Source organism: Pseudomonas sp. RL_15y_Pfl2_60 (genome assembly GCF_963970595.1).
Classification (GTDB): Bacteria; Pseudomonadota; Gammaproteobacteria; order Pseudomonadales; family Pseudomonadaceae; genus Aquipseudomonas.
Genome location: NZ_CAXAOE010000005.1, coordinates 449,916 through 466,922, shown reverse-complemented (window position 1 = coordinate 466,922; position 17,007 = coordinate 449,916). Strand labels below are relative to the sequence as shown.

14 protein-coding genes and 1 tRNA gene are annotated in these 17,007 nt (G+C 55.8%); 12 read left to right on the top strand and 3 right to left on the bottom strand.

Annotated features, from left to right (window positions below; translation table 11 throughout):
• Positions 1-40: 40 nt before the first annotated feature.
• Positions 41-559: a hypothetical protein gene (locus tag AACY26_RS16280; RefSeq protein ID WP_339515643.1), complete on the top strand. Its 519-nt coding sequence runs from the start codon at positions 41-43 to the stop codon at positions 557-559.
• 115 nt (positions 560-674) lie between these two features.
• Positions 675-1,913, top strand: a complete 1,239-nt coding sequence (locus AACY26_RS16275; RefSeq protein WP_339515642.1) for a multifunctional CCA addition/repair protein — start codon at positions 675-677, stop codon at positions 1,911-1,913.
• A gap of 12 nt (positions 1,914-1,925) precedes the next feature.
• Here the strand turns inward: AACY26_RS16275 and folK are convergent, their stop codons facing one another.
• Complete coding sequence (folK, locus tag AACY26_RS16270; RefSeq protein ID WP_339515641.1) at positions 1,926-2,459, bottom strand: 2-amino-4-hydroxy-6-hydroxymethyldihydropteridine diphosphokinase; 534 nt, start codon at positions 2,457-2,459, stop codon at positions 1,926-1,928.
• Entirely contained in the window at positions 2,450-2,806 is a 357-nt protein-coding gene (folB, locus tag AACY26_RS16265; RefSeq protein ID WP_339515691.1) for a dihydroneopterin aldolase, read from the bottom strand. The genes folK and folB overlap by 10 nt, the downstream gene beginning before the upstream one ends.
• A gap of 265 nt (positions 2,807-3,071) precedes the next feature.
• Between folB and plsY the strand changes: the two genes are divergently transcribed.
• On the top strand, positions 3,072-3,641 hold the full coding sequence (gene plsY, locus AACY26_RS16260) for a glycerol-3-phosphate 1-O-acyltransferase PlsY (protein ID WP_339515640.1): 570 nt from the start codon (positions 3,072-3,074) through the stop codon (positions 3,639-3,641).
• Positions 3,642-3,714: 73 nt separating this feature from the next.
• Here the strand turns inward: plsY and tsaD are convergent, their stop codons facing one another.
• Entirely contained in the window at positions 3,715-4,740 is a 1,026-nt protein-coding gene (gene tsaD / locus AACY26_RS16255; protein WP_339515639.1) for a tRNA (adenosine(37)-N6)-threonylcarbamoyltransferase complex transferase subunit TsaD, read from the bottom strand.
• Between the two features lie 209 nt (positions 4,741-4,949).
• Between tsaD and rpsU the strand changes: the two genes are divergently transcribed.
• From rpsU to mobC, 9 genes are all read left to right on the top strand, one after another.
• Positions 4,950-5,165 (top strand): 30S ribosomal protein S21, encoded by a 216-nt coding sequence (gene rpsU, locus AACY26_RS16250; RefSeq protein ID WP_003296736.1) that lies wholly within the window; start codon positions 4,950-4,952, stop codon positions 5,163-5,165.
• Positions 5,166-5,495: 330 nt separating this feature from the next.
• On the top strand, positions 5,496-7,481 hold the full coding sequence (dnaG, locus tag AACY26_RS16245; protein WP_339515638.1) for a DNA primase: 1,986 nt from the start codon (positions 5,496-5,498) through the stop codon (positions 7,479-7,481).
• Positions 7,482-7,548: 67 nt separating this feature from the next.
• A complete protein-coding gene (gene rpoD, locus AACY26_RS16240) occupies positions 7,549-9,393 on the top strand; it encodes an RNA polymerase sigma factor RpoD (protein WP_339515637.1) in 1,845 nt (614 codons plus the stop codon).
• Positions 9,394-9,504: 111 nt separating this feature from the next.
• Entirely contained in the window at positions 9,505-13,239 is a 3,735-nt protein-coding gene (locus AACY26_RS16235) for an EAL domain-containing protein (protein WP_339515636.1), read from the top strand.
• A 15-nt stretch (positions 13,240-13,254) separates the two neighbouring features.
• Positions 13,255-13,331, top strand: a tRNA-Ile gene (locus tag AACY26_RS16230).
• A 370-nt stretch (positions 13,332-13,701) separates the two neighbouring features.
• On the top strand, positions 13,702-13,962 hold the full coding sequence (locus AACY26_RS16225) for a helix-turn-helix transcriptional regulator (RefSeq protein ID WP_339515635.1): 261 nt from the start codon (positions 13,702-13,704) through the stop codon (positions 13,960-13,962).
• 2 nt (positions 13,963-13,964) lie between these two features.
• Positions 13,965-15,299: a type II toxin-antitoxin system HipA family toxin gene (locus tag AACY26_RS16220; protein WP_339515634.1), complete on the top strand. Its 1,335-nt coding sequence runs from the start codon at positions 13,965-13,967 to the stop codon at positions 15,297-15,299.
• Positions 15,300-15,443: 144 nt separating this feature from the next.
• The gene (locus AACY26_RS16215; protein WP_339515633.1) at positions 15,444-16,214 is read left to right on the top strand and encodes a nuclease-related domain-containing protein; all 771 of its coding nucleotides are present in this window, start codon (positions 15,444-15,446) and stop codon (positions 16,212-16,214) included.
• Between the two features lie 102 nt (positions 16,215-16,316).
• Positions 16,317-16,529, top strand: coding sequence for a plasmid mobilization relaxosome protein MobC (mobC, locus tag AACY26_RS21395; RefSeq protein ID WP_445261316.1), 213 nt, complete (start codon positions 16,317-16,319; stop codon positions 16,527-16,529).
• Positions 16,530-17,007 lie beyond the last annotated feature (478 nt).

Below are 17,007 nucleotides of genomic sequence, written 5' to 3'. Positions count from 1 at the left end.
TGCTACAGAGCATCACGGTTTACTCGTTGAGGTAACCCTGATGCGTTTATTGCTGATTATTCTGACCTGCGCAGCCCTGGCTAGCTGCGCAACCTCCACCGCACCTCAGACCGAGGTGACCCATGCAAACCCACAAGCACTTACGCCGCTAAAGCGTTTTAAGTTGATTGCACCCGAGCCCGTACTCAGCAACCCGACGGCATTTCCAACCTCTTATCCACAGCTGGCCTCAATACTCAGTGAACAGCTCCAGCAACGTGGCTACCAACAGGCTGAGCCTGCCCAAATCAATGTGTATTACTGGCTAGCCGTGCAAGGGCAAGCCCTTGAGTTCAAGGTCGACCAGGCGCCGCCCAGCCAGCTCGGCGCCTACCAAGCCATTCACCGATTGCAGGATGAGACCGGGACTCTGCGTGTACGCCTAACCGACCAAGCCGGCGATGTGCTGTGGCAAGGCACCAGCAAAACCGGGCTGAGCCCTGCCAATTACAGCGCGGAGCTAATCAAGCAAGCCACGCTAGCGCTTACCGCGCAAATCCCCGCCAGCGCCGCGCCTTAGCCCATGCAGTGAAAGCCCCAGCACCTGGCTGGTGCCAAGGCGCAACAAGCTTTGCTTCAGCCAATCTCCCCAGCAGCGCTCACAACCGCTATCCTCTGCACCAACGGAGGCAGGCATGCAAATTTACAAAGTGGGCGGCGCGGTACGTGACCGCTTGTTGGGCCGAGAAGTGACAGAACATGACTGGGTTGTGGTGGGCGCCACAGCTGAACAGATGGTCGAACTAGGCTATCGCCCGGTTGGAGCTGATTTTCCGGTTTTTCTCCACCCGCACACCAAAGATGAATACGCACTGGCGCGAACTGAGCGCAAAAGTGGCCAGGGGTATGGCGGCTTTACTTTCTTCGCCAGCCCCGACGTCACGCTTGAGCAAGATTTGATTCGCCGCGACCTGACCATCAATGCCATCGCCGAGGACGAGAACGGCAAGCTCTATGATCCATATGGCGGCCAGCGCGACCTTGAAGCCAAGCAACTGCGCCACGTATCCCCCGCGTTTACCGAAGATCCGCTGCGCGTACTGCGGGTCGCCAGGTTTGCCGCGCGCTATGCGCCGCTGGGGTTTTCCGTCGCCGTTGAAACCATGCAGCTGATGCGTCAACTGAGCGAGTCAGGTGAGCTTAGCGCGCTGACCCCGGAAAGAAGCTGGAAAGAAATCTCCCGCGCCCTGATGGAGCCAAGACCTGATGTTTTCATCGAGGTGCTGCATGACTGTGGCGCGCTCAAGGCTTTATTCCCCGAAGTCGATGCGCTGTTTGGCGTACCGCAACCTCCCGCCCATCACCCTGAAGTAGACACGGGCCGCCATATATTGAGCGTGCTGCGCCAATGTGCAGTGCATGAGCAGCCACTCAGCGTGCGCTGGGCCAGCTTGCTGCACGACGTGGGCAAGGGATTGACCGCGCAAGATCAGTGGCCAAGGCATATCGCCCATGAACAACGCGGCATCAAGCTGATCAAGGCAATCAATACCCGCTGCAAAGTCCCCAAGGACTGCCAGGAGCTGGCACTGCTGGTTGGCGAATATCACACCCACGGCCATCGCGCCCTTGAACTCAAGCCTTCGACGCTGCTGGAGTTGTTGCAGCGCTTCGATGTATATCGCCGCCCCCAGCGTTTTGCAGAGTTCATTGCCGCCTGCGAGATGGACGCACGCGGTCGTGATGGCTTTGAGCTGCGTGACTATCCGCAAGCCGACTACCTGCGCAGTGTGATGCAAACAGCTTGCGCGGTTAGCGTGCAGCCATTATTGGCTCAGGGGCTCAAGGGCCCACAGCTGGGCGAAGCCTTGCAACGTGAACGGCTGCAAGCCATCACCCAATTCAAAAAAGCCTATCAAGCGCAAGCTCACTGACCAGGCCAGAGCTTAGCTGGAGCAGGCCGCAAGTAGTTCAAGCGGCGTCAGTTGCTGCTGCTTCCAGCTGAATGCTGTTGGCTGCAGTGCTTGCTTGATCTGTGCGCTCGACCAAAGCACTGCGAAGCTGCGCTGCTCGCCTGGATGCAACACCTCAGGCGCCAGCAACGACAAGGGCCAAAGCACGAATGCATTCTTCAAGATTTCAGCCCGGGGCAATATCAAACCATCAAAATTGCCGACCAGATCGCCATAGAGCAACACATCAATATCAAGCGGCAAACCGACGCGATCAGGTGCATATCGGCCGTTATCCGCCTCGATAAACTTTAATTTCCGATCAAGCTCGTGCAGCGGCATATCGGTCATCCCGACCACCACCAGATTGAAAAAGGGGCCGCTTTTAATCCCCACTGGCGCGCTCTCAAACACCGCCGAACAGCGCATATCCTTGAGTAACCCTGCCAGCGCATCAAGCCCCGCGCAAAGGTGCGCTTCACGGTCGATATTACTGCCAAGACCAAGGTAAACCGGGGTTAGCGACATCCGCGCTCAATCTCCACGCCTACACCGCCCAGCGCGGCTGGAACTGCACCAGGCTTGGTCAGCTTGAGGCGCAACCAGGGAATCTGAAACTCACTCATGAGCATCTCAGCCAATCGCTCTGCGAAGGTTTCAACCAAGATAAAGGACGCTTCACTGGCAAAGGTTTGCACCCGCTCAGACAACTTGGCGTAATCAAGTGCCTTGTCCAGGTCATCGTCCGCTGCCGCAGGCTTGTTGTCCCAGCCCAACTGCAAGTCCAGGCGCAGACACTGGCGAATCGTACGCTCCCAGTCATAGGCGCCAATCACAGTGTCGACTTCCAGACCTTCGATAAAGACCCTGTCCAAACTCTTCTCCATTTCTCGAACTGCCAGCTACCGGCATTGCCCGAATCAAAACATAAGCCCGGCACTATAAAGATTCCCAGGCAGATATAAATGCTCAATTGCGACTTGGTTCATAACCGTTGGTCTGCCCGCACGCGACTGCGCCATTACATCAATGCCCATTAGCTTAGGAGCGGCAAGCCTATTTACAATTGGTTTGCTGAGTATTCCTAGGGTTTCGCCAGCCCTGCTAGAATCAAGGCACACCTTGGGGCGGATCAACTCCATGTTTGCGCTGCTAGTAATTCTTGCCTACTTGCTCGGCTCAGTATCCTTTGCCATCTTGCTCAGCCAGCTTGCCGGCAGACCAGATCCGCGCGCCTATGGTTCGGGCAATCCTGGCGCAACCAACATGGTACGCACTGCCGGCAAACGCTTGGCAATTCTGACTCTGATCGGCGATTTGCTCAAAGGCCTGGCGCCAATCTTTATCGCCAAAATGCTTGGCCTCAACCTTCAGCAGCAGGCGTGGGTTGGGTTGGCGGCCGTAGTCGGTCATATGTACCCGCTGTACTTCCGCTTTCACGGAGGAAAGGGGGTTGCAACCGCTGCTGGCGTGTTCCTTGGGCTGTACCTTCCTGCTGCGCTCTTGGCGGCTGCGCTATGGCTGCTGACATTTGCAAGCACCCGCACCAGCTCACTCGCCGCCCTCATTGCGACCCCACTGACCTTGCCGCTACTGGCCTGGCTACAACCAAGCCTGCTGCTACCCGTAAGCGTACTGACCGCACTTATCGTGTGGCGGCACCGCGGAAATCTACGCGATCTTTTTGCCGGGCGTGAGCGACAATTCTGAATCCACGACATGAGCCGCACTCATCCAGCGCTCGTAGACCTGCGCCTTTTGTAATTCTGCGGCCCAAGAACGACTAAAGCGGTGCAAGCTCTTGCATCGGCCAACGTGCGCGCACGGCAATGCTCAAGTCTTCGTGCTGTCCAGCCAACAAGCGCTGACAACCCGCATAGGCGATCATCGCGCCATTATCGGTACAGAACTCCGGACGGGCATAGAAAACCTGACCACTGAACTCACCAAGCATGTTCTCGAGCGACTGACGCAAAGCAGTATTGGCACTCACGCCCCCGGCAATCACCAGGCTGTTCAAGCCGGTCAGCTTCAGTGCGCGACGGCACTTGATGGTCAAGGTATCGACCACTGCCTGCTGAAATGCCAGAGCGATATCGCAGCGTGTCTGCTCGCTGTCATCACCATCAGCCAGGCATTGCTGCCATGTATTAAGGGTGAAGGTCTTCAAGCCACTGAAACTCATGTCCAGGCCCGGGCGATCGGTCATCGGACGCGGAAACACAAATCGCCCGGCAACACCCTGACTGGCCAGACGCGCGATCTCCGGGCCACCGGGATAACGCAGCCCCATCAACTTGGCGGTTTTATCAAAGGCCTCGCCTGCGGCGTCATCCAGCGACTCACCAAGCAATTGATATTGGCCAATGCCATCAACCCGAACCAATTGGGTATGGCCACCCGAAACCAACAAAGCGACGAACGGAAAGCTTGGCGGATTTTGCTCAAGCATAGGCGCAAGCAGGTGCCCTTCCATGTGATGCACACCCAGCGCAGGAACCTCCCAGGCAAATGCCAGGGATTGCGCGCAAGAAGCACCAACCAACAGCGCACCGACCAGCCCAGGGCCTGCGGTATAGGCAATTGCATCGATATCAGCGGTGCCGCACTGAGCCTGCTCCAACACCTGCCGGATCAGCGGCAGCATGCGTTTTACGTGATCACGCGAGGCCAGTTCCGGCACAACGCCACCATACACACGATGCAGATCGATTTGACTGAACAGCGCATCAGCCAACAGCCCGCGCTCACTGTCGTAGAGCGCGACCCCGGTTTCATCACAAGAGGTTTCTAAACCCAATACCAGCATTGGCTAAAGCCTTGATTTAAAGAGAGACTTGAACAAGAAGTCAGGCATAATAATGGCCGCACGGGTATGCCGACCAGCGCTTTTCGATCAGAGGCTTTGCATTCTTCGCGATGAGGCGTTAACATCCGCAACCCTTAAAAACCTACGTACTCCAGCGCCATCTGCCAGGAGCACGTTAACCACCGAATTAAAGTGAAGGTACGCCCTGGATGCCAGCCGTCAAAGTTAAAGAGAACGAACCCTTCGACGTAGCTCTGCGTCGCTTCAAGCGCTCCTGCGAAAAAGCCGGTGTACTGGCTGAAGTTCGCAGCCGCGAATTCTACGAGAAGCCAACCTCTGAGCGTAAGCGCAAGGCAGCAGCCGCTGTTAAGCGTCACGCAAAGAAAGTACAGCGCGAACAGCGCCGTAGCGTGCGCCTGTACTAATACGTACAGACCGCATAGCTGCAGTCAGCATTGCCCGGCTCAGGCCGGGCTTTGCCGTTTCTGCCAGATAAACCCTGGCATCGCTCACACCGAGCGCACCACTCCGTTTCGCCCCAGCGAATGATCGGAGTTTTTTCGTTGAGCACTGACTCATACTTCACGCGAGCACCATCAACGCACCGAGCGACAGTCAGTGGCATTACCTCAGAGCCACGCACCCCAGCGATGGCACAGCAATTTCCGATGTAATGTTTAGCGCCTCACAATAGACTATATATGTACGTTCCCCATGTCCGCCTGCGTAACATCAGGCCATCACACTGAGCGCCTATGGCCGGCTTGATTCCACAGTCCTTTATTGATGACATGCTTAACCGCACCGACATCGTCGAAGTGGTGGGCTCGCGCATCCAGTTAAAAAAGGCTGGCAAGAATTACACCGCCTGCTGCCCGTTCCATAAAGAGAAGACCCCTTCTTTTAGTGTAAGCCCGGACAAACAGTTCTATTACTGCTTCGGCTGCGGCGCTGGCGGCAACGCACTCGGCTTCGTGATGGATCACGACCAGCTTGATTTCCCGCAAGCTGTCGAGGACTTGGCCAAGCGTGCCGGCATGGAGGTCCCGCGCGAAGAAGGCGGACGCAACCACAAGCCGCGCCAACCAACAGATTCACCACTCTATCCGCTACTGACAGCAGCCGCAGAGTTCTACCGCCAGGCGCTTAAAAGCCATCCGCAGCGCAAAGCCGCCGTCGACTACCTCAAAGGCCGCGGCCTGACAGGCGAAATCGCCCGCGACTTCGGCCTTGGATTCGCCCCGCCCGGCTGGGACAACCTGCACAAATATTTGGCCAGCGACAATCTCCAGCAAAAAGCCATGATTGACGCCGGCCTATTGGTGGAAAACGCCGAGAGCGGCAAACGCTACGACCGCTTTCGCGACCGGGTTATTTTCCCGATTCGCGACAGCCGTGGCCGGGTGATTGCCTTTGGCGGGCGCGTACTGGGCGACGACAAGCCCAAATACCTGAACTCGCCAGAAACCCCGGTATTCCATAAAGGCCAAGAGCTTTACGGCTTATTTGAAGCCCGTAAAAACAACCGTGACCTTGACGAAATAATGGTCGTCGAAGGCTACATGGACGTCATTGCACTCGCCCAACAAGGCCTGCGCAATGCCGTAGCAACACTTGGTACCGCGACCAGCGAAGAACACCTCAAGCGTCTGTTTCGCATAGTGCCAAGCGTATTATTTTGTTTTGACGGCGACCAAGCCGGACGCAATGCGGCATGGCGAGCCCTGGAGGCCACCCTGCCCAACCTGCAAGACGGCAGGCGCGCACGCTTTTTATTTTTACCGGACGGCGAAGACCCAGACACCCTGGTTCGCAGCGAAGGCACCGAAGCCTTCCGCGCACGAATCAACCAGCAAGCCCAACCACTGGCCGATTACTTTTTCGAGCACCTGAGCGAAGAAGCTGACCCACGCTCACTGGAAGGCAAAGCACATCTGGTCACCCTCGCCGCCCCAATGATTGAGAAAATCCCGGGCAACAACCTGCGCATTCTGATGCGTCAGCGCCTAAGCGAGATTACCGGCCTTAGCGGTGAAACAGTCAATCAAATGGCTCCCGCTCACAGCCATCAAGACACTGGCGCGACAAATGATTTCACCGATATTCCGGATAGCGCGTATTTCGATGGACAACCAGACTACGACGACTACCAACATGCTGAACCAGAGCTAAACTTTGAGTTCAACAGTCAGGAAAAGAGCAAAGGCAAAAGCAAAAGCAACTGGAAGAAACAGGACGGCAAGTGGAGCAAGAAAGGTCGTGACGATTTTCAACCCCGGAAACCCCGCACGGTTATCAGTGTTGAATCGCCCAACATCAGTGCACTGCGCACACTGCTTCACCACCCCGAACTTGCGCAACAGGTCGAAAATGTCAGCCACTTCGCGGCAGAAGACGACACTTACGCGCAGCTTCTCGTCGCCTTGGTTGGCGCGCTACAGAAAAACCCGAGCCTACGCTCACTGCAACTGATTGCGCGCTGGCACGGCACCGAACAAGGACGTTTATTACAGGCACTTGCAGAAAAGGAATGGTTAATTGATCACGACAACCTTGAACAACAATTTATCGACACCATAACTAGACTTGCACACAACCAGTCGCAAAGACGGCGTGAACAGGCCTTGCGCAGTGTCATGCAAAAGCGTCCCAGCGAACTGACCGATGAGGAAAAAGCACTGCTCAGAGAACATTACAGCAGCCCTTCCTCAAAGAGCGAGAAGAGCTCAACTGGCGCTTGAGCCCAATTCCGAGGTATAATCCTCGGCTTGTTTTTAGCCCGCCAAGACCTTCAATGGATAGGGTGTTATGTCCGTAAAAGCTCAACAGCAATCTCGTTTGAAAGAATTGATCAGCCGCGGTCGTGAGCAGGGTTACCTGACTTACGCGGAGGTCAATGACCACTTGCCGGAGGATATTTCCGATCCGGAACAGGTGGAAGACATCATCCGCATGATTAACGACATGGGGATCAACGTATTCGAGAGTGCTCCCGATGCGGACGCTCTGTTGTTGGCTGAAGCCGACACCGACGAAGCTGCCGCTGAAGAAGCCGCAGCAGCACTCGCAGCCGTTGAAACCGATATCGGCCGCACCACTGATCCGGTGCGGATGTACATGCGTGAAATGGGCACCGTGGAACTGCTTACCCGCGAAGGCGAGATCGAAATCGCTAAACGCATAGAGGAAGGCATCCGCGAAGTTATGGGCGCTATTGCCCATTTCCCAGGAACAGTCGACAGCATTCTTGCCGAATACAACCGCGTCACCACCGAAGGTGGTCGTCTGGTTGAAGTCCTCAGTGGTTATATTGACCCGGACGACGGCACCTTGCCTGCCGAAGCGGCTGCACCGACGCCTGCAAAGGACGATAGCGCAGACGACAAAGACGATGACGACGACAGCGATGACGGCGACGACGAGGAAGAAGAAGGCGACGGTGGTCCGGATCCGGAAGAAGCCCTGCGCCGCTTCACCGCAGTAGCCGAACAGCTCGAAATCGCCAACAAGGCGCTTAAAAAGCATGGTCGCGGCAGCAAACAGGCCAATGCCGAGCTCAAAGCTCTGGCTGAGCTGTTTATGCCGATCAAGCTGGTGCCTAAACAGTATGAAGCACTGGTTGTTCGCCTGCGTGACGCGCTTGCTCGCCTTCGTGGCCAAGAACGCGCCATCATGCAAATCTGTGTTCGCGATGCACGCATGCCGCGTGCCGATTTCCTGCGCCAGTTCCCAGGCAATGAAATCGACGAAAGCTGGGCTGAAAACCTGGCCAAAGGCAAGGCGAAGTATGCCGAAGCCATTGGCACCCGCGTTGCGGATATTCAGCGTTGCCAGCAGAAGCTGGTGGCTTTGCAGGCAGAGTGCGATCTGACTCTGGCTGAAATCAAAGACATCAACCGTCGCATGTCGATCGGTGAAGCTAAAGCACGTCGCGCCAAGAAAGAAATGGTTGAGGCTAACCTGCGTCTGGTTATCTCCATCGCCAAGAAGTACACCAACCGTGGCCTGCAATTCCTTGATCTGATCCAGGAAGGCAACATCGGCTTGATGAAGGCAGTGGACAAGTTCGAATACCGCCGCGGCTACAAGTTCTCGACCTATGCAACCTGGTGGATTCGCCAGGCGATCACTCGCTCCATTGCTGACCAGGCACGGACCATCCGTATTCCTGTGCACATGATCGAGACGATCAACAAACTCAACCGCATCTCTCGTCAAATGCTGCAAGAGATGGGGCGCGAGCCGACGCCGGAAGAACTGGGCGAACGCATGGAAATGCCTGAGGACAAAATCCGCAAGGTATTGAAGATCGCTAAAGAGCCGATCTCCATGGAAACCCCGATCGGCGACGACGAAGATTCGCATTTGGGCGACTTCATTGAAGACTCCACCATGCAATCGCCAATTGATGTGGCGACAGTGGAAAGTCTCAAGGAAGCCACCCGCGAAGTACTCTCCGGCCTCACAGCACGTGAAGCCAAGGTACTGCGCATGCGCTTCGGCATCGACATGAATACCGACCACACGCTTGAAGAGGTGGGTAAGCAGTTCGATGTAACGCGTGAACGTATTCGTCAGATCGAGGCCAAGGCGCTACGCAAGTTGCGCCACCCGACGCGAAGCGAGCATCTACGCTCCTTCCTCGACGAGTAAGACTAAAAACCCCGGTAAATTTACCGGGGTTTTTATTTTATAGTTCCCAGCAAAGTAAGACCCGGACTACACTCTGGCGTACCTACCTACTCGATACGGACTACGCAAGTGATGCGGCAATTGCCAGCCATTATCCTGTTTGGTCTGACGCTCTGGGCATCGGCCGCAGCGGCACTGACACTAACGCCAACAGAAGAAAAATGGCTGCAGCAGCACCCCACCCTGCGCCTCGGCATAGACACCTCTTGGGCGCCATTTGAGTTTCGTGATGAGCAAGGCAGGTATCGAGGCCTCGCCGCGAGCTACGTTACGCACATCGAACAAACCCTCAAGATAAAAGTCAGGCCCGTTGAGCCGCGTAACTGGAGTGCGGTACTCACACTCGCCAAGGCCGGCGATATCGACTTGCTACCAGGCATCATGTCGACACCCGAACGACAAAAGTACCTGGCGTTTACCCGTCCTTACCTGGATTTCCCCATCGTCATCCTGGCGCGCAATAACGGTCCTCAGCCCCGCGACCTCAAAGCGCTGTACGGCTTGAAAGTTGCCATCGTCAAGGACTACGCACCACACGAGTTACTGCGCGCCAACAACCCCGATCTCAACTTACTGCCCCTGCCCACAGTGGATGCCGCCCTGCAAGCCCTGAGCACCGGCCGCGCGGATGCCCTGGTCGGCGACCTTGCCTCCAGCGTCTGGCGCTTGCGTCAACTTAAGCTCGAAGGCGTCTCCATCAGCGGCGAAACCCCTTATCGTTACCAGCTTGCAATGGCCACTCCAGCGAACAACCAGGTCCTGATCGGCATCCTCGACAAAGTCTTCGATGACATGAGCAGTGAGCAGATCAATGAATTGCAGGAACCCTGGATTGGCGGCGTAGTAGATAGCCGCAACCACTGGCGTGAAGTGCTGATCTACGGCTTACCCTTTGTAGTGGCGCTACTCGCCATATTATTAACCGTCATAATCAACAATCGTCGCCTGAGCAACGAGGCCAGCAAGCGCCGCCTGGTCGAACAGGAGTTACGTGCAAGCGAGCATCATTACCGCAGCCTGGTTGAAAACCTCTCGGCCATCACTTGGGAGTCAACGGCAGACTCACTCTGCTACGCATACGTATCCCCTCATGCTGAAGTTCTCCTGGGCTACCCGCTTGAGAGCTGGAAGGAACCAGGCTTTTGGCAGAGTATTTTACATCCCGAGGATGCCGCCAGGACCCTAGCCTTTACCCGTGCAGAAACCGCAGCTGGCCGCGACCATAGCCTCGACTATCGTTTACTGGCTAAAGATGGCCACACCGTCTGGGTACGTGACATCGTCACCCTGAGCCGGCAGAAAGACACCCTGACACTGCGCGGTTTGATGATCGACATCAGCGAGGCCAAGCACACTGAACAGGCGCTGCTTGTCTCCAAGCAAATGTTTATTTCGGTATTCCAACAGTGCCCGGACATCATGGTTATTGCCGATCGCAAGAGCGGTGAACTTCTTGAAGTAAACCAGGCATTTGAACAACAAACCGGCATCAGCAGCGACCAGGCGATGGGGAAAACCCCATACCAACTCAATATCTGGGGCAGGAAGGACGCTGATATCGCGTTTAATCAAAAAATGGCAAATGGCTCGCTCCGCGATCTCGAGCTGCCATTTCGGCGCAGTAACGGCGAGCTATTTACCGGCCTCATCTCAGCTGAAGCACTCAATCACTCGGACAACAGTACGCTGGTCATTGTTATCCGCGACATCAGCCATATACGTCGCACTCAACAAATGCTCGAGCTGTCCGAGGAAAAATTCGCCAAGGCATTCCATGCATCCCCGGACGGCATGCTGATTACCCGCGTCGAAGATGGCGTGCTGCTTGATGCCAACGAAGGTTTCACCCGCATAACCGGCTTCAGCGCAACACAAGTATTAAATCGCTCAACCCTGGAGCTCGGGCTTTGGAACGACCCCGAACAACGCGCCTATGTGCTTCAGCAACTACAGAGCCACGGCAGCATACGGAACTACACCGCCTCGATTAGGACAAGCAACGGCGCTGTACGTATTTGCGAACTTTCAGCCCAGTTCATGACCATCGGCAACCAGGCCTGCCTGCTCACCATCGCCCGCGATGTGACTGAGCGGCAAGTCATGCAGGAAAAGCTCCTGCAAGCAGCCACCGTGTTCGAAAATACGGCTGAAGGCGTGATGATTACCGACACCCACCAATACATCACCGCCATCAACCGCGCCTTCACCCAAATCACCGGGTTCAGCGAGCATGAAACCCTGGGCAAGCATGCCAGCATGTTGTCCTCTGGTCGTCACGACCGAAGCTTCTACGCCGACATGTGGCAACAGCTGAGCCTCAATGGCCATTGGCAAGGCGAGATCTGGAACAAACGTAAATCTGGCGAAATATTCCCTGAGTGGCTCACCATAAGCGCGGTGCGCAACACCCTTGATCAAATCACGCACTACGTGGGTGTATTTGCAGACATCACACCGCTGAAACAAGCACAAGCCAAACTGGATCACCAGGCCCACCACGACTCATTAACCGGCCTGCCTAATCGACTGCTATTTGAAACACGGCTCAGGGCCGAACTTGAACACGGCCATGCGGGCGAGAGCCAAGGTGCTGTGCTGTTCATGGACTTGGATCGCTTTAAGCACATCAACGACAGCCTCGGTCATCCCGTTGGCGACCAACTGCTCAAAAGCATTGCCGAACGCCTCAAGTCCCAACTGGGCGAACACGACACAATCGCCCGGCTTGGCGGCGACGAATTCATTATTCTTTTGCCGGGCCAGAGCACCTATGAGTTGGCGGCGCAAACCGCCGAAAACCTCCTGGCCTGCTTCAGCCAGGCATTCATCATCAAACAACATCAGTTTTTTATCAGCGCCAGCATTGGCCTGTGCCTCTATCCAAGTGACGGCCAAGATGTCGCTGCTCTTATCAAAAACGCCGACACGGCCATGTACCAATCCAAAGCCAAGGGCCGCAACCGCCTGGAGCTGTACACCCCTGAGCTGTCCTCTATCGCGACCGAACGCATGAACCTTGAAATTGGTTTGCGCCACGCCCTGGAGCACGGCCAGCTGCATGTGGTCTACCAACCCAAGTTCAGCCTCGATAACAACCAACTGATCGGCGCCGAGGCATTGGTTCGCTGGGCGCATCCGGAGCTGGGAGAAATCCAGCCAGACCGCTTTATACCGGTGGCCGAAGAATGCGGCTTGATCCTCCCGCTAGGCAGCTGGATGCTGGAGCAATCCTGCAAGCAAATGGCCGAATGGCAGGCGACTCATGCCCCGTTCGGCGCCATCGCAGTCAACCTCGCCGGGGAACAGCTACGCCAACCTGACTTGGTTGAGATGATCGCAGCCATGCTCCAGCGGCATGGCTTAGCCGCAAACCTGCTACAGCTGGAGATCACCGAAAGCTTCATCATGAACCAGACAGAAGATGCCCTCGAGACCCTGCATCGACTCAAAGCCCTTGGCCTACAACTGGCGATTGATGATTTCGGCACCGGCTACTCATCTCTGAGTTACCTGAAGCGATTGCCCCTGGACACGCTGAAAATTGATCAGTCATTTGTCCGAGGCTTGCCGCAAAACCCCCACGACGCAGCAATTGCCCGCGCCATCATCGCCTTGGGCCGCAGCCTGCAACTCAGCGTAATTGCCGAAGGTGTCGAAACCAAAGCCCAAGCGCAGTTCCTGGCCGACGCTGGCTGTGAACAGATACAGGGCTTTTTCATAAATCGCCCCCTGTCTGCCCAACTTTTTGCAGATAAATTCCTTCAACCGAAGCGATCAGTTGGCATGACGCGGAAGGCGCCGGTATAATCCGCCAGCTTCTGAGGGCCCATAGCTCAGTTGGTTAGAGCAGAGGACTCATAATCCTTTGGTCCACGGTTCGAGTCCGTGTGGGCCCACCATCTTTAAAGCCGCGCATTGCGCGGCTTTTTTGTGCGCAAGAAAAGCCCTATAAGTCCAAAGGTAGAAATTCGGTGCAGCGCCCAACTTCCGCCACTCGCAGCTGTGATGATGACTGTTAGTAACAAGCGCTGGCGTGGGTCTGGACCAGCAGACCCTCCTCAGTTGATGCCTCCCCCTCGCCAACGCTAAGACGCAGTTATGCACTTAATCACAGGCGCTAATTTGTAGCCTTTAGGCTACAAATTGAGGCAGATAAATTCATTTTGTAGCCCGAGAGCTACAAATCAATCTCGGCATTCCTTGAGTGAATGTAGCCCAGGAGCTACATTTTCAAGTATCACATCTATTGTTGACGCCCAAGGGCTACAAATGACTTCTCTCTACGATGTTTCGGAAATGCTGAAACAGGCACGTGGCGATGCAAAGCTGAGCCAAGAAGCCCTCGCCAACCGTGCCGGTGTCTCGCGCACAACGGTAGCCCGAATGGAAACGTTGGCCAAAGGCGATATGAGCGTTTCCGCGCTGGTTCGCCTGCTCGAAGCGGCAGGCTATGACTTAAAGCTGGTCAAGGCCGGCCATGAGCGCACGGTCGAAGACATCCTCAACGAGCAGCGGTCAGAGAGCGCTTGAGCATGATCCTCGACGTCCACGTCAGCTCGAGGCTAGTAGCCAAGGTCTACCGGGAACGCGATGAATACGTGCTGAAGTATCTTCCAACAGCAGCGCCGGAAGACTTTGTCAGCCTAACGATGCCGGTTCGTGAACAAGCATGGCGTTGGCCCCGCGATTTGTTTCCATTTTTTCGGCAAAACCTTCCAGAGGGGTATTTGCTGGGCGTTATCCGCGAGGAATTTGGCCCGCTGCTCGATGGCACCGACCTGTCGCTGCTGGGCGTGGTGGGAGGCACCGGCATCGGCAGGGTCTCGGTCACACCTGAAGGCATTCAGCCTGGCGTCGAGATGGCACCGTTGGAGATAGAACACCTGCTCAAAACGGAAAACACCACTGACCGGTTCGCGGCACTGGTACGGCAATACGCTCAGGTAGCCGTGTCAGGGGTAGTGCCAAAGTTCATTGCCACCGACGCCGCCGAACCTCGGGAACCACTAGGCAAACCAACCCTGCGCACTGGCTTTCACATCATAAAAGGCTCCGACGACACGACCCCGTTTCTGGGTTTCAATGAGTTCTACACCATGCGCGTGCTGGAGCGGCTAAACGTCGTGCCAGTCGCAGCATGTCGCATGTCTGAAGATGGAAAAATCCTGGTAGTGGATCGCTTCGATGTGGACGAGCAAGGCATCGCCCGCTGCGGCGTCGAGGACGCCTGCGGGCTACTGGGTTTGCCGCCACATGAAAAGTACAACCCCACCATCGAACGGGTGTGGAATGCCACACGAGCCTATATCCCCACCGACCGTCTCCAAACGCAACGCGAGCACTTCGGCTGGCAACTGCTGACCAACTATGTGGTGCGCAATGCCGACTGTCACTCAAAGAACATCGCGCTGTTTTACAGCTCGCGTACTGACGTGGCCTTTACCCCGATTTATGGCCTAGTGACAACTCAGGCCTACCCGCGCTTCGCCAGCAACCCGCCTGGCCTGTCCGTAGGCGGAAGACAAACCTGGACACCGGGTCGGTCGCTGGAAACATTTTTCAAAGCTGTCTTAGGTATTCCACCGCGCCAGTATGCCGCCATGGTCGAACAACTCTGCGAATCCGCCGTAGAGGTCGGTAACGAAGTGATCGAGGCCGCGAAAAACGAGCCCGCCTGGCGCGATGTGGCCAGACAGATGGTGCATGCCTGGAACGAGGGCATGGAGACATTGCGCAGCCCCAAAGCCGCCCCGCATTTTCGTGGCTTGGACACCGCCATCGAAGAAGCCGGTTTCTCAGGGCCGCGCAAACCAGAGCGCAGCCGTGAAGTGATTGGTCGCTCTGAACTGCTGGCAAAGAAGCGCTGAAGCACAAGAGCTAGGAAGCTTGTGAGCCGAATAGCCGGCACAATCGGCTCACCGAATGAGCCGATAAACGCCTTTTAATACTATCGTGCTATTACGCCAAATTTCGGTAAGATCCGGTAACTCAGGATTACTTAAGGTCAGGAAATGGACTTTACCCCCATCATCGCTCAGCTCTGGGGCACGCTGGGCTGGCTGATTCCGCTAGCGTTTTTAGCGGCTCTGCTCAAGTCGCCTTGGTTCAAGGGCTACATCGGTGAGCAGTTGGTGCGACTATTTGCTCACCTGCAACTGGATAAGCAAACCTACCGTCGCCTGCACAACGTCACCCTCAATACGCCCGACGGCACCACGCAGATCGACCACGTATTCATCTCGCCCTACGGCATCTTCGTGCTGGAAACGAAGAATATGAGCGGCTGGATTTTCGGAAGTGAGAAGCAGGCGCAGTGGACCCAACAGATTTATAAAAAACGCTTCAAATTCCAAAACCCACTGCGGCAGAACTACAAACACCTCAAAGCCCTTGAAGCCACCCTTGGCGTAAACCCCGAGCATCTGCATTCAGTTATCACCTTTGTCGGCGGCAGCACCTTCAAAACCGAAGTGCCAGCCAACGTGACCCAGGGCATCGGCTTTATCCGCTATATCAAGTCATTCCAGCAACCGGTATTCAGCGAGGCTGAAGTCGACGCCATGCTGCACGCCCTGCAAACCGGCCGCCGCGCGCCGACCCTCGCCACCCATCGCGAGCACGTGCAAAACCTTAAGCGCCGTAGCGATCCGACAGCCGAGCGGCAGTGTCAGAAATGCGGCAGCGCCCTGCTGATTCGTACAAGGAAAACAGGGGCTAAGGCTGGAGAGCAGTTCTGGGGATGCTCTGGGTTTCCTAAGTGCCGGACGATGCAGAGTCTGTGAGGAGTAGAAGAAAACCGAAAATCGTGGTCTGTCCCCTATTGTTTTCCAACGCTGGGTAATCAATTGCGTACGAGCTAGTTTGACCAATCGGCCCAATTCACCATGGAGACCACTAAGGCGCTTTGGGATTCGTCGGGGCAGCTCAGAGCCATAGGGCGAAACCTGAACCAACTAGCTAAAAAACTGAATGAGGGCGGCAGCCAGGAGATTTCAGCCAGGGAAATAAAGCAGCTTTCAGACTACATCTACAGCCATACCGAAATTGTAGCTGAACTCCAAGACGCTAGCTTGAGCCGGTGGAAAATCACCTCGTAACAATCCCCCAGCACCAGATTACCTACCGCCTCAGAGCGCGAGGATCGAAGCGTTGAGCGGATTAATTTGAAAAAATATTGAAGTCGTCAGCCGGGCTATCGGAGCAAGCCTTGAGTGCGAGGGTATCAAGTGACATCAGTTGCCAGCAAAGCGCAACAATACTTGCCCCCCCTCATTTCACAACTATCAGTGAAGCCCAAGCACCGGTTGGCACCTATCGGAGCGGAATCCGACTTTTGTTAAGCGCTTACCTCCCATGCACTATGCCTTGACAGGCACCTTCCGCAATGCTCACACGCCTGCATATTCATATCCCGCCTGGTAGCTAGGCGTAACTCCAGCGCGTGGTAGCACCCAAAAATTGATTTAGAGCTAAAACCGTGGGCAAGGTGCCATGCCAGCGTTAAGCTATGAGCTGTGGAAACCCGTGCAGGATCAATTTCTCTACTTGAGTCATACCTAGCGATGGAGTCTGGCT